The sequence below is a fragment of the Chitinophaga lutea genome, assembly GCF_003813775.1.
Lineage (GTDB): Bacteria > Bacteroidota > Bacteroidia > Chitinophagales > Chitinophagaceae > Chitinophaga > Chitinophaga lutea.
The window spans coordinates 1513583-1533230 of the sequence record NZ_RPDH01000002.1 but is presented as its reverse complement, the minus strand read 5'-3'; the positions used below and the strand labels follow the sequence as shown (position 1 = coordinate 1533230).

General features: G+C 54.7%; 11 protein-coding genes. 6 read left to right on the top strand and 5 right to left on the bottom strand.

Features of this window, described 5'->3' with window-relative positions; translation table 11 throughout:
- Positions 1–6 precede the first annotated feature (6 nt).
- Positions 7–3378 (top strand): family 16 glycoside hydrolase, encoded by a 3372-nt coding sequence (locus tag EGT74_RS18370; protein WP_220392902.1) that lies wholly within the window; start codon positions 7–9, stop codon positions 3376–3378.
- Positions 3379–3455: 77 nt separating this feature from the next.
- Here EGT74_RS18370 and EGT74_RS18365 read toward each other — a convergent pair whose 3' ends face one another.
- From EGT74_RS18365 to EGT74_RS18350, 4 genes are all read right to left on the bottom strand, one after another.
- Complete coding sequence (locus EGT74_RS18365; protein ID WP_123848025.1) at positions 3456–5114, bottom strand: RagB/SusD family nutrient uptake outer membrane protein; 1659 nt, start codon at positions 5112–5114, stop codon at positions 3456–3458.
- Between the two features lie 24 nt (positions 5115–5138).
- Complete coding sequence (locus tag EGT74_RS18360; protein WP_158618215.1) at positions 5139–8462, bottom strand: SusC/RagA family TonB-linked outer membrane protein; 3324 nt, start codon at positions 8460–8462, stop codon at positions 5139–5141.
- A gap of 220 nt (positions 8463–8682) precedes the next feature.
- Positions 8683–9726 carry a FecR family protein gene (locus tag EGT74_RS18355; RefSeq protein ID WP_123848023.1) on the bottom strand — a complete coding sequence of 348 codons (1044 nt, stop codon included), beginning with the start codon at positions 9724–9726 and terminating at the stop codon, positions 8683–8685.
- A gap of 83 nt (positions 9727–9809) precedes the next feature.
- Positions 9810–10349, bottom strand: coding sequence for an RNA polymerase sigma factor (locus tag EGT74_RS18350; protein WP_158618214.1), 540 nt, complete (start codon positions 10347–10349; stop codon positions 9810–9812).
- Between the two features lie 153 nt (positions 10350–10502).
- Here EGT74_RS18350 and EGT74_RS18345 point away from each other — a divergent pair, with 153 nt between their 5' ends.
- A complete protein-coding gene (locus EGT74_RS18345; RefSeq protein ID WP_123848021.1) occupies positions 10503–10703 on the top strand; it encodes a hypothetical protein in 201 nt (66 codons plus the stop codon).
- A gap of 81 nt (positions 10704–10784) precedes the next feature.
- Here EGT74_RS18345 and msrA read toward each other — a convergent pair whose 3' ends face one another.
- Entirely contained in the window at positions 10785–11426 is a 642-nt protein-coding gene (gene msrA, locus EGT74_RS18340; RefSeq protein ID WP_123848020.1) for a peptide-methionine (S)-S-oxide reductase MsrA, read from the bottom strand.
- Positions 11427–11688: 262 nt separating this feature from the next.
- Between msrA and EGT74_RS18335 the strand changes: the two genes are divergently transcribed.
- The 4 genes from EGT74_RS18335 to EGT74_RS18320 all read left to right on the top strand — a co-directional run bounded on the left by EGT74_RS18335 (position 11689) and on the right by EGT74_RS18320 (position 19630).
- Positions 11689–13794, top strand: a complete 2106-nt coding sequence (locus tag EGT74_RS18335; protein WP_123848019.1) for an endonuclease MutS2 — start codon at positions 11689–11691, stop codon at positions 13792–13794.
- A 63-nt stretch (positions 13795–13857) separates the two neighbouring features.
- Complete coding sequence (locus EGT74_RS18330) at positions 13858–14742, top strand: helix-turn-helix domain-containing protein (RefSeq protein ID WP_123848018.1); 885 nt, start codon at positions 13858–13860, stop codon at positions 14740–14742.
- 456 nt (positions 14743–15198) lie between these two features.
- Positions 15199–16380, top strand: coding sequence for an efflux RND transporter periplasmic adaptor subunit (locus tag EGT74_RS18325; RefSeq protein ID WP_123848017.1), 1182 nt, complete (start codon positions 15199–15201; stop codon positions 16378–16380).
- A 76-nt stretch (positions 16381–16456) separates the two neighbouring features.
- Entirely contained in the window at positions 16457–19630 is a 3174-nt protein-coding gene (locus EGT74_RS18320) for an efflux RND transporter permease subunit (protein WP_123848016.1), read from the top strand.
- Positions 19631–19648 lie beyond the last annotated feature (18 nt).

The following is a 19648-nucleotide window of genomic DNA, read 5'->3' as shown; positions in this document are numbered from 1 at the left end:
AACATCATGAAAAAACTGTTCATCATAGCTGCATGTTGTTTGGCGCAGCTGGCGGTAATGGCCCAGCCCAAACAGGACGTGCGTGCAGCGCATACCAAAATTGCAGACCTGCTGGCCCAGCAGCCTGCCAAAGACGCCAAATCGCTCAACGCGAACATGGCCGCCCTGTCGGACCTCGGCGAAGAAGGCATCGCCAATATGGCGGCCATGCTCTCGCCCGCCGGCAAAGGCGATAACACCGCCCTGGAATACGCACTGGGCGGTTACGCCTTTTACGTAACCCAGCCCGGTAAGGAAAAAGAACGCGCGGTTGCCGTCTCCGCTTTCAGCAAAGCGCTGAAGCAGGTGGCAGACAAGGAAAACAAGGCGTTCCTCATTACCATGCTGCAGCACTTCGGCACCGATGCCGCCGTGAGCACATTGCAGCCTTACCTGGCGGATGAGCGCCTCTGCGATGTTGCCGCCCGCACACTGCTGAAAATCAATTCGCCCGCCGCGCAGAAAGCGTTGCTCGAAGCGCTGCCGAAAACCACCGGCCGCAACCAGCAGATACTGGCGGAAGTAGTGGGGGATGCCCGCATTGCCGGCGCCACCGCCGCGCTGCAACCGCTGGCCCGTTCGGAAAACAGGATGCTGGCCAAAACCGCCCTGTACGCCCTGGCGCACATCGCGGCGCCGGAAGCGGCCAACACACTGAAGGCCGCCGTGGTAAAAGCCGGTTACAAATACGACGAAACCAATGCGGTAACGTCTTATCTCGTATATGCGCAGCAGTTAGCCGCCAACGGCCATAAGAAAGAAGCGGCCGACGTGGCCGGCAACATCATGGCAGGCGCCCGCAGCGCCGGCCAGACGCAGGTGCGCACCGCCGCCCTGTACCTGCTTAACCAGCTGAAAGGGGAAGAAAACCTGCCCGTTCTGCTGGCAGCCGTGAACGACCCCGCCGCCGATTACCGCGATGCCGCGCTGAAATTCGCAGGCAACAATCTGGGCCAGGCCACCACCGCCGCCTGGATCAAATCGCTGGCAAAAGCGACCCCTGCCGGTAAAGCGGCTGTGATCGCCATGCTGGGCAATAACAAAGCTGAACTGGCCGCCCCCGTGGTGCTGGCCGCACTGAACGATAAAGATGCCGGCGTAAGGCTGGCGGCCATCACCGCCGCCGGGCAGATCTCCGGCGCCCAGGCCGTTGCACCCCTGCTCGCGCGCCTGAAAAAAGCGGACGATAAAGAAACCGCCGCCATCCAGGGAGCGCTGAAAACCATCAAAGGCGATGAGGTGGTAACCCAGTCTGCCGCCGCTGTGGCTTCCATGCCGCCCGCGGCACAGGTAGCCCTGATCGACGTGCTGGCCGGTCGCAAAGCCGACGGCAGCGTACAGCAGGTGCTGGCCCTCACCAAAGCGCCGCAGGAAAACGTGCGCAACGCTGCGTTCAGCGCGCTGAAAGATGTGGTAACGGCGAATAACCTGCCGGTGCTGTTCAGCATGCTGTCCAAAGCCACTGCCCCCGCAGACGTGAAAGCGCTGCAGGCCGCGGTGGTAGCCGGTTCTTCACAGTCCGCCGAACCGGTGATCGCACAAATGAAAAAAGAAAACGCCGCGGGGCAGGAGCGTTATTACGCCATCCTCGCCGGTATTGGCGGCCCCGCCGCCAAACAGGTGGTAAGCGAAGCGTTTGCCGGTGGCAACGCCGCCCAGAAAGCAGCGGCCGTAACGGCGCTGGTAGGCTGGAAAGACGCGAGCGCCGCGGCTGACCTGCTGAAGATCGCCCGCGAAAATGCGGACCACCGCAAAACCGCGCTGCAGGGTTATGTACGCCTCGCCAAAACCGCGGCCACACCCGACCAGCGGCTGCTCATGCTCACCAACGCCATGGAACTGGCGAACGACGCAGGGCTGAAAAAAGCCATCCTCCAGCAGGCGGAACAATGCAAAACCTTCCCCGCACTGGTGTTCGCCGGCAACTACCTCAACGATGCCGCCGTGAAGCAACAGGCGGCCGAAGCGGTGATGAGCATTGCGCTGGCCGATAAAACCTACAGCGGCAGCATCGTGCGCAACCTGCTGGAACAGGCTTCCGGCACGCTGACGGGCGGCGATGCCGACTACCAGCGCGAGGCCATCCGCAAATACCTGGCTGAAATGCCGGCCGGCGAAGGGTTCGTGAACATGTTCAACGGCAAAGACCTCAGCGGCTGGAAAGGCCTCGTGGCCGACCCGATCAAACGCGCCAAAATGGACGCCGCCACACTGAAAAAAGAACAGGAAAAAGCAGACGCCGTGATGAAGGAAGGTTGGAGCGTGAAAGACGGCCTGTTGGTGTTCAACGGTCATGGCAGCAACCTCTGCACGGATAAAAAATACGGCGACTTCGAAATGTTCGTGGACTGGAAAATCACCAAAGACGGCGACGCGGGCGTATACCTGCGTGGTACGCCCCAGGTGCAGATCTGGGACACCGCCCGCCGCGACGTGGGCGCACAGGTAGGCTCCGGCGGCCTGTACAACAACCAGGCAAACCCCAGCAAACCTTCCGAACTGGCCGATAACGCCATCGGTGAATGGAACACTTTCCGCATCATCATGAAAGGCGACCGCGTAACGGTGTACCTCAACGGTAAACTGGTGGTGAACAATGTTATCCTGGAAAACTACTGGGACCGCAAGCTGCCCATCTTCCCCGAAGAGCAGCTGGAACTGCAGGCGCACGGCACTTATGTGGCCTACCGCAACCTGTACATCCGCGAGTTCGAACGCGTAAAACCGTTCGAGCTGAGCGCCGAGGAAAAGAAGGAAGGCTACAAAATCCTGTTCGACGGCACCAACATGCACGAATGGACGGGCAACACCACCAGCTATGTGCTCGATAACGGCAACATTCTCTGTTCGCCCAAAGGCTCCGGCGGCGGTAACCTCTACACCAAAAACGAGTTCTCCGATTTCGTATACCGTTTCGAATTCCAGCTCACACCCGGCGCCAACAACGGCCTCGGCATCCGCATGCCGCCCTCCGGCGACGCTGCCTACCAGGGCATGGAACTGCAGATCCTCGACAACGAAGCGGACATCTATAAAAACCTTCACATCTACCAGTACCACGGTTCCGTGTACGGCGTGATTCCCGCCAAACGCGGCTTCCTCAAACCGGTAGGCGAGTGGAACTACGAGCAGGTAACCGTGAAAGGCACCCGCATCACCGTAGAACTGAACGGCACCGTTATTCTCGACGGCGACATCGCCGAAGCCCGGGATAAAGGCACTCTCGACCATAAAGACCACCCCGGCCTGAAAAGGACCAGCGGTCATATCGGTTTCCTGGGCCACGGTTCCGTGGTGCGTTTCCGCAACATCCGCATCAAAGACCTCGCGAAGAAATAATGGTCAACACTGCATAAGGAACAAAAAAAGGGCTGCCGGTCATGGCAGCCCTTTTTGCGTATATAAAAAGCGTAGCATCAGTACCCGGTGTTGTTGGGCAGCAGTTTGGGGTTCTTGTCCACGTCCGCCTGCGGTACGGGCATGAGGTACAGTTTATCGTCCCACTTACGGGTCTGTACGAGGCCGTTTTCGAGATCGTACAGGGAAGTCATCACAGCGGCGGCGGTTTTCCAGCGGCGGATGTCGCGGAAGCGGTGGCCTTCCAGCGCCAGCTCAATCCTGCGCTCCTGGCGGATAGCATCGCGCAGCAGGGCCTGTGTATTGATCTTGGTGCGGTTGATCACCGGCATGCCGGCACGTACGCGCAGCTGGTCGATCGCGTCATATACGCTGGCATCGGGGCCGGAGAGCTCGTTTTTCGCCTCGGCATAGGTCAGCAGTATTTCCGCATACCGGATGATGATGTGGTTGGCGTGGTTGTCTACCTGCGCGCCCCAGGCCACGGGATCTACATACTTGCGGAAGTTGTAGCCGGTTTTGGAACAGTTGTTCCCGCCTTTCACCCAGGCAAATGCATAACCGTCTTCGATACTGTGCCACGGCGCTTTATCGAACAGGATGCTCGCATAAAAGCGCGGGTCACGGTTTTTGTATTCGTTGTAGAAGGCCGGGTCGGTAGCGCGGGCTTTGTAACGGGTAGCGCGGTCGGCAGCGGAGGGTGGCGTTACAGCTTCGCCGGTTTTGAAGCTCTGGTAAGCGTCTACGAGGCTCTGGGTGGGGGCGATGGAGCTCCAGCCGCCCAGGTCGTCAGACAGTACCAGGGTGTTGATGAACTTGGCATCCTTTTCCGGGATTTGCTGCCGGTCGAGGATCACTTCCTTGTTCCCTTCATTCACCTGCCAGAACAGTTTCTCATAACTGCGAAGGCCGTTGCGGAATTTTTTTTCTTCCGCGGCGTCAGCAAAACTCACCCACGCTGCATAGTTGTCGGTGGCGTCTTTGGCGTCTTCCGTGGTGACCTTGAACAGCTCATAACCCATGCCCATCACGGCGGTGGCGGCGTCCACAGCCTGTTGCCACTGGCCGGTGTACAGGTGTACGCGGGCTTTCAGGGCTACTACGGCGCCTTTGGTGATCCTTCCTTTTTCATTGTTTTTACCGCCGGCATATGAAGGGGGCAGGGCCGCCGTCAGCGCCGTCAGTTCGTCGGTGATGAATTTCAGCACTTCCGCTTTCGGCGTACGCGCTATATATGATTCTTCGGTGGTCAGCGTTTTGGTGATCAGCGGCACGTCACCGAAGTTGAGCATCATGTTGAAGTAGCGGAAAGCGCGCATGAAACGGGCTTCGGCTTTGAACCTTTCTTTGAGGGCGTTATCCATCGGTACGCGGTCCACGTTTTCGAGGAAATAGTTCACCCGGCGGATGGCTTCGAAGTTCCAGCCTTCGTTCATCGAGGTGGTCACGTCGCCCAGGGAAATGGTGGTGGCATTGCTTTCCCAGGGATATTGCGCATGGGCGTTGTCGCTGGCGCCGTCGAGATAAGCATCGCCGTCGCTGCCGTCTATTTGCGCGTAAATCGCGTTCAGCGCCGCATAGGCGTCTTTCTCGCTGGTCCAGAAGGTGCCTTCGGACAATTGGTTCTGCGGCGGTCTTTCCAGGAAATCTTTATTACAGGAAAACAGCATCCCCGAGAGGGTCAGCGCTGCTATTATATGGAATTTATTGCGTGTCATACGTTGTCTGTTTAATAGTCTTCATTAAAATCTTGCATTCAGTCCGATCGCCCAGGTTTTGATACCGGGGTATCCGCCGCGGCCGGAACCGATTTCCGGATCGTAGTCCGTTAAACGTTTATCCATCATGAAGGTGAACGGATTGTTGGACGTTACGAACAGCCGCGCCTGCTGCATGCCGGCCTTTTCCACCCATGACCTGGGGAAAGTATACCCGAAGTTCAGCGAACGGATGCGCAGGTAAGAAGCGTTGAACAGCCAGAACGAAGAGCGGTTGTCATAGTTATGCTTGCCGTCCGCGCTGATGAGGATGCGGGGATAAGCTGCGTTCGGATCCGGATTGTTGGTCGTCCAGCGTTTCAGGTGATAGGATTTTACGCTGGCGCCGTTGAAGAATGAGAACGCCGCCTCACCGTCGAGGTAAGTTTTTACGCCGGCTGCGCCGTAAAGGAGGGCTTCCACGCTGAAACCCTTCCAGGAGGCGCCGATGGAGCCGCCATAGTTCACCCAGGGCACGTCGTTACCGAGGATCACGCGGTCGGCCGCGTCGATCTTCTTGTCGCCGTTCTGGTCTTTGTATTTGATGTCGCCCGCTTTGGTGGAAGCGGATTGGGTGGCATGCTGATCCACGTCCTGTTTGTCTTTGAACAGGCCCTGTGCTTCCCAGCCGTAGAAGGAGCCCACGGATTCGCCCACGCGCTCGATCCAGCGGTCGCTCAGCCTTTCGGTAACGCCCTCGCCGAGGCTCACGATTTTATTACGGATGTGGGAGATGTTGGCGCTCACATGGTACTCGAAATCTTTACCGATGCGTTTGGTATGGCTCAGCATGAGCTCGAAACCGGTGTTCTGGGTAGCGCCGGAGTTCACCGTGGCGGCATCCAGCGCATAGGTGGAAGGCACGCTTTGCGCCAGCAGGATGCCGTCGGTTTTTTTCACGTAGTAGTCGGCGGTCACGTCCAGCAGGCCATTAAACAGGGTGAAGTCGAGGCCGATGTCGGTCATCGTCACTTCTTCCCAGCTGGCTTTGATGTTGGTGCCGGTTCTCTGCCAAACACCGTCTACGGGCGAACCCTCAAAATTGTAAGAGTAGCCGGTATTGAGGCGGTCGTAATAGTTGCCGAGCGCTACGTTATCCTGGTTGCCGAGGATGCCCCAGCTGCCGCGGAGCTTCATGTTGTTGATCCACTGGATGCTTTTCATGAAAGGCTCTTCGGAGATACGCCAGCCGGCAGATACGGAGGGGAATTTCGCCAGGCGATAATCTGGGTGGAAACGGGATGAAAGGTCGAGGCGCAGGTTGGCTTCAAAAAGGTACTTGTCTTTGTAGTTATAGTTCAGACGCCCGAAGTAGGAGCGGATGGCCCATTCTTCCGCGGTGGAGCGGTTGGCAGTTCCGTCGGCGTCGTCGCTGATGTTTTCAGAACCGCCGCTGCCGAGGCCCACGGTAGTGGCCGCGTTGTTGGGGAAGCGTTTTCTGCCGATGAACGCATTACGCAGCTCATTGCTTTCCTGTGAAGCGCCGATCATGATCTTGCCGGTGTGGCGGCCGAAACTTCTTTCGTATTCGGCGTATGCCTGCAGCAGCAATTCCTGGCGGCGGGCCCAGTACTCTTCCATTTCGTTCGGCGTAACGGCCGTGGAAGCGATGGGCTGTTTGGTCAGGAAGTTGGTCAGCGGAGGCAGCTCGTTCCAGAAACGGTTATTGATGTCGTTATTGTATTTGATGGAGCCGAGGCCTTTGATGCTCAGGCCAGGAAGGGGCGTGAGGGTCGCGTTCAGGGCGGTTTGCACCACCTGGTTGCGCGTCCAGCCGCGGCCGCCTTCGGCCATGTTGCGAAGCACGTTGTCTTTGGCCAGCGTAGCGTCTACCTTGCCGCCGTTGATGGTGCCCCAGGTGCCGTCTGAATGGCGCGCCGCCATGGTGGGCCCCAGCCTGTTGAGGCTCACCCAGTTCATTTCACCGCCTTTGGTATCGAGGTCCTGTTTCACGAACGACATGTTGGCGCCGATGTTCAGGATGGGCAGCACCTGCGAACTGATATTGGTGCGCACGGTGTAGCGGTTCATGCCTTTGTTCTGCACCAGCGATTGCTGGCCGAAGTAACCCGCGCCGATGTAATACTGTGTGCCCTTGTTGCTGCCGCTTACGCCCAGCTGCACGTCTTTGTAAGCCGGGTTGTTGGCCAGCGCCTCATCGTACCAGTCGGTATTGGGATACAGGTCGCGGTCGGTGCCGTTCTCGAATTTGGCAATTTCCTCTGCGGTATAGCGGGGCTGTTTGCCGGCATTGGTCATCGCTTCGTTGTACAGGCGCGCAAAATCTGCGGAGCCCAGGTAGTCGGGCAGGCGGGTAGGGGACTGTACGCCGTAGCTCGCATTGAGGTCTACGGACATTTTGCCTTCCTTGCCGCGTTTGGTGGTGATGAGCAGCACGCCGTTAGCGGCGCGGGCGCCGTAGATGGCGGCGGAGGCCGCATCTTTCAGTACGCTCATGCTTTCCACGTCCGAGGGATTGAGGGAAGCCAGTTCGCGGTTGGAGGCCGGAATACCGTCGATCACGATCAATGGCCCGGGAGCGCTCAGGTTGGTGCGGCCGCGGATGGTCATGGTGCCCACGTCGGAGCCCACATCACCGGGGCGGTTCAGCACGGTAAGGCCCGGCACCAGACCCTGCAGGGCGTTCTGGATGGAGGTCACCGGGCGCTGGGTGATCTGGGCGGGACTGATGGCCGCCACGGCGCCCGTCATGTTCACCCTCTTCTGGGTGCCGTAACCCACCACCAGGATCTCGTTGAGGCCTTTGGCATCTTCCTGCATGGTGATATTGATCGCTGTGTTGTTGTTCACTTCGATGCGTTGGGACACGTAGCCCAGGTAGCTGAACACCAGCGCCGCCGTTGCAGGCACTTTGATTTCATATTGGCCCTCGTTGTTGGTGGTGGTGCCTTTGGTGGACTGTTCCACCCGTACCACCACGCCGATGAGCGGAAAGCCTTTGGCATCCGTCACCTTCCCCTTCACCGTAATGTCGGCCATCACGGCATGCTGCGGCGCAATGGCCACCAGGTTGTTGGAGAGCATTTTAAAGTTGAGGCCGGTATCATCCAGCAAAGTTTTCATCACTTCGTCAAAAGGTGTTTCTTCGGCCGTAAACGTGATCTTTTTTTCGGCGGGAAGAACGTCGTTACTGTAAACGAACCTGTAGTTGGTTTTTTTCTCGATCAGTTTCAGTATCCGTGCTAGTTGAACTTTTTCCGCTTTGAAGGTGAGTTTCGTTTTCTGTGAATAAACTTTGGCTGATACCTGCATACATGTAATGAGTACGACTACAAAACATAATTTCATAAAGAGCAGGACTTTTAAAAAGGGCTCGGGTAATAGCAATAAGACGCCCGGAAGTCTGATTTTTTTCATACTTTTAAGTGGATTTAGGTCAATAAAATGTTGACAGGCCTTTGGTTCCAACTGAGAACCTGTCTGCGTTCATCTAAATTCTTCCAGGGAAATGCTGCAAACATTTCCCTGTTTCATTTAGTTAAAACGTCACAATTGCATAGGCAGTTTTTTAACGTGTGATGTAAATGTTTTGCTGATCAATCCTGAACGTAAAGGGGGCGGTAGCCGTGTATTGCAGCGCCTCCAGTGTTTGTGCGATATTCTCGTTGTCGAAAGTGGCCGTAAACCTGAGCGCGGCGATGGCTTCGTTTTCGAAGATGACTTTCACCTCGAATTTTCTTTCCAGCTGCAGCGCGATTTCTTTAAAACTCTCATTCATGAAGGCCAGGCGGTTGCTCACCCAGGCTGTCTCCGCCACGGTGCTGTCTGCCGGGTTGATGGAAACGTTGGATACGGCGTAGCCCTTTTCCTGCATGGTTGCAAACAGTTCTTCGGGCATGGCGCCGGGGCTGTTTGTCAGCTGCTGGTTGGGCAGCACGATTTTTTCGTTGGGCTTCAGCACGAACCTGCGCCCGGGCTGGGCCGTGGGCGTTACTTCAATGCTGCCGCGGATGAGGGAGGCTTCGGTGGTCAGGTCTTCCGGGTAGGCCTTTACGTTGAAGGAGGTGCCCAGCACCCGGATGTCCATTTTACCGGTATGGATGATGAAAGGTTTGTCCGCGTCTTTCGTCACGTCGAAGTACGCTTCTCCTGTCAGCGCCACTTCGCGGTGCGTCTGGTTGAAATCCGGTTCATAGCGCAGCTCGCTGCCGGCGTTGAGCGTCACCGTGGTGCCGTCCGGCAAGGACACCTTGCGGGTGGTGCCGTAAGGGATGGTGATCACGGCGGCTGTGGCGTTCACGGTGGCGGTGCCGTTATGCGCGGTGCGGCTGCCCCGGTTGTAGAACAGCAGGGCCGCTACCGCAAGGGGAAGGGCCACTGCGGCCACCCGGGCCCAAACGGGCAGGTGAAACCGGCGGGCCGGCTGCCGGGCGGTGGAAATCTGCTGCCAGAGCTTTTCACGCATGTCGGCCTCCGCGGCATCGTCCGCAAAAGGACGGGCCGCCTGGCCGTCCAGCGAGGCGTACCATTGTTCCAGTTCGGCCGTTTCTTCCGGCGTGCATTCCTGCTTGCCGTATTTCAGCAGCAGGGTTTGAATACGTTGTGGGCTCAATGTGATGTGGTTTAAGGTAATAGAATGGGCAGGTTATAGTCGGGCGAAAAAACGGGTTGTACCAGAGGTGCGGAAAAAAAAGTTCAACGGCTGTTGCGGTAGGCGTCTACGGCCTTGCGGATACGGTGGATGGCGGTGCTGATCTGGTTGCGCACCGTCTGGTCGGAGAGGGAGAGTTTGCGCGCTATTTCCGCAGAGGGAAGGTCGCCGTCGCGGTTGAGGAGAAAGATCTCGCGCATCCTGGTAGGCATACGCTGGATGGTGGCGCGGATGATGCCGTCGAGCTCCTTCGTTTCATAATCCGGCGCTGCCTGCGGGTTGGCCGGCAGCATGCTTTCATAGTATAGTCCCCGCTGTGTTTTCAGCCGGTAAAGGTCGATGATTTTGTGGCGCAGTGCGGCGTGAAGGTAGGTGTTCAGTTGTACCTGCAGTTGCAGGTTGCTGCGATTTTTCCACAGGTAGAGGAAAATCTCCTGCACCAGGTCGCCGGCATCTTCGGGACCTGCTTTGTAAAACGCTGTTTCATACAACGATTTCCAGTGCCGGTCGTAAATTTCCCGGAATGCCTCTTCACTGTTTTTCTGCAATTGGCCTACTAACGTGGCGTCAGAATAGTTTTTCAACAAATCGCAATTGTCCGGGCAAGTTAATAACTATAGCGCGATTTAAAAATAGTTTTAGGGGGCTGTAAACTTTTGGATTTCTGGCACGTTATAGGAAGGAAAGAATGTGGACAGACCAAGAATAACTATTGCCTTCAACCCAAAATACCTCAGATGAAAACTATCACGCTTATAGGCGGCATTGCCGGCGTATTGATGGCGGTATTTGCCTATTTCGCAGAACTTTATACCTGGATGAGCATCGAAGCGGTGGTGACGATGGGATTTGCCGGATATGTGCTGATAATCACCGCAATCGCGTATTTTTTATTGTCATGGCTCACCAAAGGTGTGAAAGAGCTCGAAGTGCTGTAACAGCAACAATTATACAACAAAAAAAGGCTGACCCGCAAGCGGGCCGGCCTTTTTCGCATTTACGGGAAGTTGTTCCCCGTCTTATTTCTTCAGTTTATCCGCGAAGGCTTTTTTGAATTTGTCCAGTTTCGGCCGGATCACATAATGACAGTAGGGCGCCGAGCCGTTCTGGTTGTAATAGTTCTGATGGTAGTTTTCGGCCACATAGAACGTTTTCAGGGGTGATATTTCCGTGACAATGGGTTTGTCGTACGCCCCGGATTCCTGCAGCTTCTTTTTATAGTATTCCGCTTCCTTCCGTTCCTCCTCGTTCCCGTAAAACACCACGGACCGGTACTGCGTTCCCACGTCGTTGCCCTGGCGGTTGAGGGTGGTGGGGTCGTGGCTTGCCCAGAATGCCTCCAGCAGGGTGGCGTAATTGATTTTGGCCGGGTCGTAGGTAAGCCTGATCACCTCGGCATGGCCGGTAGTGCCCGTACACACTTCTTCGTAGGTGGGGTTGGGGTTGGCGCCGCCGGAATACCCCGATTCCACTTTCAATACCCCTTCCAGTTGCTGAAAAATGGCTTCTGTGCACCAGAAGCAGCCGTTTCCAAACACGGCTTCCGCTGTTTTTTGATCTTTTTGAATGGTCATATCCCCGGGTTCATTTACTTTTTTACCGTTCTGTGCGCACGAAACCAGGCTGGAAGCCATCAGGCACAGGAGCATCACGTATTTCATGTTGTTAGCGATTTGTTATTGCCGGCCGTTTCTCCGGCATATATCAAATTACGACATTTGCAGAGCTTTGGATCAACAAGTTAAGTAACTTTAACATTCTTTTCCGGAAAGTGGCGGATGATGAACTGCATTTGTCATTCGTCGCTGCCGGTTGATCAAACATTTTTTATCAATTGAGGCAAACCGGCCAATTTTGCGGTACGAAAAAAGGAAAAAAGGCTGCAATTGGGCCGGTAGCCGAAATAATTAAATTGACAAGAAGGTGAAATATTTTCCGGAGTCGGCGCTGGTGCAACTGGAATTTGACAAGGTAAAAGTGCTCCTGGGCGAGCACTGTAAAACGGAGTTAGGTAAGCAGATGGCAGAAGAGCTGCGCCTGCACACACATATAGATTACGTAAAATCGGCGCTGCAGCAGGCGCACGAGTACAAGCAGCTGGTGCTGCTGCAGCAGCATTTTCCCAACGATTACGTGCTGAACCTGCGGCAGGAACTGCGGCTCCTCGATATCCAGGGGGCCGTTCTCAGCGGCGAACAGTTCATGCAGCTGCGCAAGCTCGCGGAAAGCATGCATAGCATCGTCCGCTTTTTCGATGCTGACAGAAAAGTGACATATGCCGGCCTTTACGAGGTGATCGCGGGCACCCATTACGAAAAGAAAATAGTGGCGCTGATAGATGCGGTGCTGGACGAGGTGGGGCAGGTGCGCGACAATGCCACCCCCGAACTGGCCAAGATCAGGATGTCGCTCTTCCGTAAACGCACCGAACTGCGCCGGGTGTTCGACCGCATTTTGTCGAAACTGCAAAAACAGGGCTACCTGGCCGACATCGAGGAGAGTTTCCTCAACGGCCGCAGGGTAGTGGCCATCTTCGCCGAGCACAAACGCATGGTGAAAGGCATCCTGCACGGCGAGTCAGACACCCGCCGCACGTCGTTCCTGGAACCGGAAGAAACCATCCAGCTGAACAACGAGGTGTTTTCGCTCGAGCGCGACGAACAGCGCGAAGTATACAAGATTCTCCGCACCCTTACCGCAGACCTGGCCAAACACCACACGCTGCTACAGGGGTATCACGATATTCTCGGCATATTCGATTTCATCCGGGCAAAAGCCCGGCTGGCCCTCGATATTAACGGGAACTACCCGATGCTCGTGCCCCACTCGCAGGTGCACCTGGTAGAGGCCTATCATCCGTTGCTGTTGTTATACAACCAGAAACAGGGCAAACCCACCATCCCCGTCAGCCTGACGCTCAACAAGGATAACCATATCCTGGTGATCAGCGGGCCCAACGCCGGGGGTAAAACGGTGACCCTCAAAACGGTCGGGCTCATCCAGCTGATGCTGCAGGCCGGCCTGCTGGTGCCGGTGCATCCCACCAGCCAGCTGGGCATTTTCCGGAACCTGATGATCCACATCGGCGACACCCAGAGCCTGGAATTCGAACTGAGCACATACAGCTCGCACCTGAAAAACATGAAGTATTTCATGGAAAATGCGAACGGTAAAACCCTGTTCTTTATAGATGAGCTGGGCAGCGGCTCCGACCCCAACCTGGGCGGCGCCTTTGCCGAAGTGATCATGGAAGAGCTGGCGCGTAAACATGCCTTCGGCATCGTTACCACGCACTACCTCAACCTCAAGATCATGGCTGGAAAAGTGAAGGGCATTGTAAATGCGGCCATGGGTTTCGACGAAGAAAACCTCCAGCCCATGTACAAACTGCTGGTTGGCAAGCCCGGCAGCTCCTACACCTTTTCCATTGCCCAGCGGATAGGGCTCGACCCCGCGCTGATCGCCAGGGCGCGAAAACTGGTAGACGAAGGGCACTTCCGCCTCGATAAACTGCTCAATAAAGCCGAGCAGGACCTTCAGAAGGTGGAAAGCCGCGAAAGAGAGCTGCAGAAACTCCTCAAGGAGAACGAACGGCTGAAAAAGGAATACGAAACTTTGTCCGACAAGGAACGTACCCAGCAGCAGTACACCATATTAAAGCTGCAGAACAAGATCAGGGAAGAGGAAATTCAGTACCTGAAAGAGATGGAGCGGAAGCTGAAGCAGATCGTGATAGAGTGGAAACGGACAGACGATAAGCAGAAGGTCATTAAACAGGCCGAAGCGCTGCTGTTCAGGAAAAAAGAAAAAGCCCATAACGACAAGCTGCAGAAAAAGGTGCAGGACAAATTCGAGGAATTGAAAGGAGAGGTGAAGGTAGGCGACCGGGTAAAAATCCGGACCAACAACCAGGTGGGAAAGGTGAACGAACTGCGGGGCAAAACGGCCGTGGTGCAGATCGGGAACATTCCCATCCAGGTCAAGATCAGCGACCTGGTACTGGTGCAGGAGCGGGTGAAAGCAGAATAACCGTATCTTTACACGCCTGTTTATTCCCGGTGGAGCGGAACATTTAACCTAAAACACAGACCCATGCAACTCACAAAAACGCACCATATTCCCCTTATCCATCTCGCGGAATCTGCCCGCGACGAGGGGTCGCAGTTTCTGATACAGCTGGCTAACCTCCGTGATATCGACTGGGAAGGGTTTGACATTCCGCACCGGCACGACGGGTATACCATCGACATACTTCTCAAAGGCAGCATTACCCAATATATCGATTTCGAAAAACATACCATTCACGCCCCGGCGGTGATCATGCTCGACCCCGAGCAGATCCACCAGCACGACCGCAGTTCCGACGCCGAGATACTGGCGTTGTATTTTACCCGTGACTTTCTCATTACAGAAACGCTGGGGGTATTGAGCTGCTGGCAATGCGTGTTCAAAGACAACGTGCTCCAGCTCGAAGAAGGCCAGCTGCAGGAGTTGCTCGCCTTTGCCCGGATACTGCTCGCCGAGTTCCGGAACGACCGGCCGCGCAAGGAGGCCATCATCCGCAACGTGCTCAGTGCGTTCATCATTGCCTGCGGGCGCATCGCCCGGCCCGAAACGCCCGAGATCTACCGGCCGGACAATAGCATGAACAGCCTCGGCGTACAGTTCAAGATCCTGGTCGACGAGCACTTCCGCGAGAAGGTGCAGGTATCCGAATATGCGGAAATGCTGCATGTAACGCCCGGGCACCTCAACGACACGGTAAAAAGTACCATCGGGCGCAGCGCCAAGCAGATCATAGACGCCAAACGCATCATGGAAGCCAAGCGTCTCCTGTTCTGGCAGAAACACTCCGTAAAGCAGATCGCGGGCGAGCTGAACTTCGACGACGACGCCTACTTTTCAAGATTCTTTAAAAAACATACGGGGCAGACCCCCGCATTGTTCCAAAAGACAATCCGCGAAAAGTACAATTAATCCCGCGATATGGAACGTACTTTGAATGAAGTAACTTTTTACCTTTGCCATGTCAATTGCAACGCATCAATACATCGAACTATGAAAGTCATGTAATGACCTGTAACAGCCCAACGCCGCTTTTATAACAGCAATCTAAGCAGCGTTTCAGAAGTTACGGATCCTACTACTGCAAGCCCAGGCAGTAGCGCAGTCTTCCTTTTTTCACACCATGTTCTGGATACACAGGTACTTACATGCCTGGATGTTCCGTTATGTCAATCGCTTTTTTGCATAAAAAAAGCGGAAGGCATGCATCGTGTATGAGGTCGACGATATTGAAATAGTTTATGATGAACGTTGAAACAGCAAGTACAGCATACCAGGTATTAATCGGTTAACGGCGATATGTTCAGCATCATATCTGCCTTGACCGCTTAAACCGGACTCACATTAAATTCTATAACACAATAACACATGAAACTATTACTGAAAAAAATGATCACACATAAGCCACTCCGTTACTTGCCCGGCATCCTGATGTTGGCTGTGTTATTATACGGCTGTTCATCTCCCCAGGCAGGTCCGCCCCAGCAAGGGCCCCCGCAGCTGCCGGTGATGGTGGTTACATCGGCCCCGGCTACCACTTACCTGGAATTTCCCGCTTCGCTGGAAGGAAAGGTGAATGTAGACGTGCGCCCGCAGGTATCCGGCTATCTGGAAAAGATATTTGTAGACGAAGGCGCCTATGTAAAAGCAGGGCAGCCGCTGTTTAAAATAGATCCGAAAGTATATGCTGAACAATTGAACGGTGCCAGTTCGAACCAGTTGGCAGCACAGGCTAACGTGGAAAAGGCGCAGGTGGAAGTGGACCGCCTGGCCCCCCTGGTTGCCAGCAACGTGGTTTCCGACGTGCAGTTAAAAACGGCCAAGGCAAACTACGAGGTAGCGAAAGCCGCATTGGCCCAGGCTAAAGCGGCGGTAGGCAGCGCGCGGATCAATGTAGGCTATACCCTGGTTACCGCACCCGTGAGCGGTTACATAGGAAGGATTCCTTACAAAGTAGGGGCCCTTGTAAGCAACATCGATGCCCAGCCTCTCACCGTGCTTTCCGAAGTACGTGAAATGTACGCTTACTTTTCAATGAGCGAAGCGGACTTCATCACATTCAAAAACAACTTCCCGGGTAAGACGATCGAAGAGAAGCTGAAGAATGCACCGCCCGTAGAGCTGATACTGGCGGATAACAGTTCGTTCGCCCAGAAAGGAAAAATAGGGGCGATAGAAGGTCAGTTCAATAAAACGACCGGCGCTATCAGTTTCCGTGCCACCTTCCCGAATGCCGATGGCGTACTCCGTACCGGCAACACAGGTAAAGTAAGATTCGCACAGGAAGTTCCCACCGCCGTTACGATACCGCAGGAAGCTACATTCGAGATCCAGGACAAGGTGCTGGTATATACCGTAGCCGATAGCAATAAAGTGGCAAGCCGGCCCATCAGGATCGCCGGAAAAACGGCCAACCTTTATTTTGTAAGCGAGGGCCTGAAAGCGGGCGAAAAGATCGTTCTGTCCGGAACGGGCAGTTTAAGGGACGGCGCTGTCATCACACCGCAGCTGGTACCGGCAGATAGTGTGCTCAAGTCAAAACCATTGTAAGTAACAGGCGATACTTTCATTGTAAAGTACGACCTGCGGCAATCAATTTTACTTACGATCTAAAAGTGAATTTATCATGTTAAGAACATTTATATTAAGGCCGGTCCTTTCTACGGTAGTGTCCATAATCCTGCTATTATTGGGCATCATATCATATTTTGCCCTGCCTGTTACGTTGTTTCCGGACATCGCGCCGCCCAGTGTGACGGTGACGGCCGTCTACCCCGGTGCCAACGCCGAAGTAGTGGCCCGTTCCGTAGCTAACCCGATAGAGGAAGCGGTGAACGGGGTGGAGAACATGACCTACATGACCTCCAACTCCAATAACGACGGCAGCATGGTGTTGACGGTCTATTTCAAACAGGGGACCGATCCGGATATCGCTGCCGTGAACGTGCAGAACAGGGTATCCAAAGCCACCAGCCAGCTACCCTCAGAGGTGGTAACGGCGGGTATCAGTACGCAGAAAGTACAGAACGGTTTCATCATGTTCATGGGGTTGTATAGTGAAAACCCCAAGGAATACGATGAGAAGTTTCTGCAGAACTATATCAAGATCAACCTGATTCCCCAGATTCAGCGTGTACCCGGTGTAGCCCAGGCGCAGATTTTCGGCGCCAAGGATTATTCCATGCGCGTCTGGTTAAAGCCCGACCGCCTGGCAGCCAATAACCTTGCGCCACAGGATGTATTGAGCGCGATCAGGGATCAGAATATCGAATCGGCCCCCGGCCGTTTGGGCGAAAACAGCACGGAAACCTTTGAATTTGTATTGAAATACAAGGGTAAGCTGAGCCTGAATGAAGACTATGAGAATATTGTCATTAAAGCCAACAGTGACGGATCCATGCTGCGCCTGAAAGATGTGGCCCGGATAGAGTTCGGGTCACTCAACTACGGCGCCAACAACCTGCTGGATGGAAAGCCTGCCGCAGGCTTTGCTATCATTCAGACAGCGGGCTCCAACGCCAATGAGATCCTCGATAACATAGAAAAACTGCTGGTGGATTTCAGAGCTACGCTCCCTACCGGCGTGAAAACGGAAGTGATGTACAACGCCAAGGACTTCCTCGACGCCTCCATACACCAGGTCCGTGAAACGCTCGTAATCGCATTTCTGCTGGTGTTCCTGGTGGTGTACATATTCCTGCAGGATTTCCGTTCTACGTTGATCCCTGCCATTGCGGTACCGGTGGCCATTTTAGGCACCTTCTTCTTCCTGCAGCTGTTTGGTTTCAGTATCAACCTGCTAACCCTGTTCGCGCTGGTGCTGGCAATCGGCATCGTGGTGGATGACGCGATTGTGGTGGTGGAAGCGGTGCACGCCAAGATGGAACAAACACGATGGCCGGCAAGGAAAGCCACGCTGAAGTCGATGGACGAAATATCAGGCGCCGTTATTTCCATTACCCTGGTAATGATGGCGGTATTCATACCCGTTGGTTTTATGCAGGGCCCCGCAGGCGTGTTCTACAGGCAATTCGCATTTACGCTGGCCATTGCTATCATGATCTCTGCGATTAATGCATTGACCCTGAGCCCCGCGTTGTGCGCCCTGTTCCTGAAACCTGAACACGGCGAGCATGGCGAGAAGACGGGATTCGGAAGCCGTTTCTTTAATGCCTTTAACGCCGGTTTCCGTTCCATGACGAACCGGTATGTCAAGAGCCTGAATTTCCTGATCCGCCGCAAGGCGATTGCCATCGGCCTCCTGGTGATCGTAACCGTCGGCGCTTTTATATTGGCCAGAAAAACACCTACCGGTTTTATTCCCACGGAAGACCAGGGCTTTGTATTATATGCCCTGAACACGCCTCCGGGCAGCTCTCTGGACAGAACGCACAAGTCTACCCAGAAAATAGACGAGATGCTTCGCCAGTTCCCATCCGTGAAACATACCTGGACGGTGGACGGCTTCAACTTCATCAGCAATGCCGCCGCATCTCCTTATGCCGCAGGCTTCATACGCCTCAAAGACAAAGGTGAAAGGGGAGATGTGGAGAATATCGACCAGATTACCGGAATGATGTACGGGCCGGCGAGCCAGCTGAAAGACGCCAGCGCCTTCTTCTTCAACTTCCCCACCGTGCAGGGCTTCGGTAACGTGAGCGGCTTTGAGTTCATGCTGCAGGACAAGCAGGGCCGCCCGCTTGACCAGCTGGGTAATAACGCATGGGCCTTTATCGGCGCGTTGATGCAGAGAAAAGAGATCGGCGCAGCCTTCACCACCTTCTCTGCGGGCAACCCCCAGTACAGGGTGGAAGTAGATAACTTCAAAGCCAAACAGTTAGGCGTATCCATCAACGACCTGATGCAGACCCTGCAGATATACTACGGTAGCAGCTATGTTTCGGACTTTAACCGTTTCGGAAAATACTATCGTGTGGTAGCACAGGCAGACGTACCCTATCGTACGGATATCCACTCGCTCGATGGCATTTACGTGAAGAATGTCCAGAGCGAGATGGTGCCGGTAAAATCACTGGTTACCCTCAAGCGTGTATACGGTCCTGAAACGGTGACGCGTAACAACATGTTCAATGCGGTGACTATCAACGGTACGCCCAAACCGGGTTATAGTACCGGCGATGCCATCAAGGCCATTGAAGAAACGGCAAAACAGGCTTTGCCCAATGGATATGGGTACGAATGGACCGGCGCGACCCGCGAAGAGATCAGCGCCGGCGACCAGCAGATCTACATCTTCCTGCTTAGTATCCTGTTCGTATACTTCCTGCTGGCAGCGCAATATGAAAGTTATGTATTGCCGCTCGCAGTTATCCTGACCATCCCCACAGGTATCCTGGGTGTATTCGCCTTCATCGGTTTTGCCGGTCTGGACAATAACATCTACGTACAGATCGGTATGATCATGTTGATAGGCCTGCTGGCGAAGAACGCCATCCTGATAGTGGAATTCGCCGTGCAGCGACGACGCAACGGCATGGGCCTGCTTGAATCGGCACTGGCCGGGGCGAGAGCCAGGCTGCGCCCCATCCTGATGACTTCATTTGCCTTCATCGTAGGTCTGATACCCCTGGTATTTGTGCAGAAGGGATCCGCGGTGGGTAACCATTCAATCGGTTATAGCGCTATCGGCGGTATGTTGACCGGTGTGATATTGGGCATATTTATTATTCCTGTGCTGTATGTGATATTCCAGTTCTTACAGGAAAAAATAACCGGCCGCCCCGGATTGAGGGTTTATGAAGAAGAGATGGAAGCAGAGATGGAAGAAGCAACTGTATAAATAAAATTAAGGCATAAT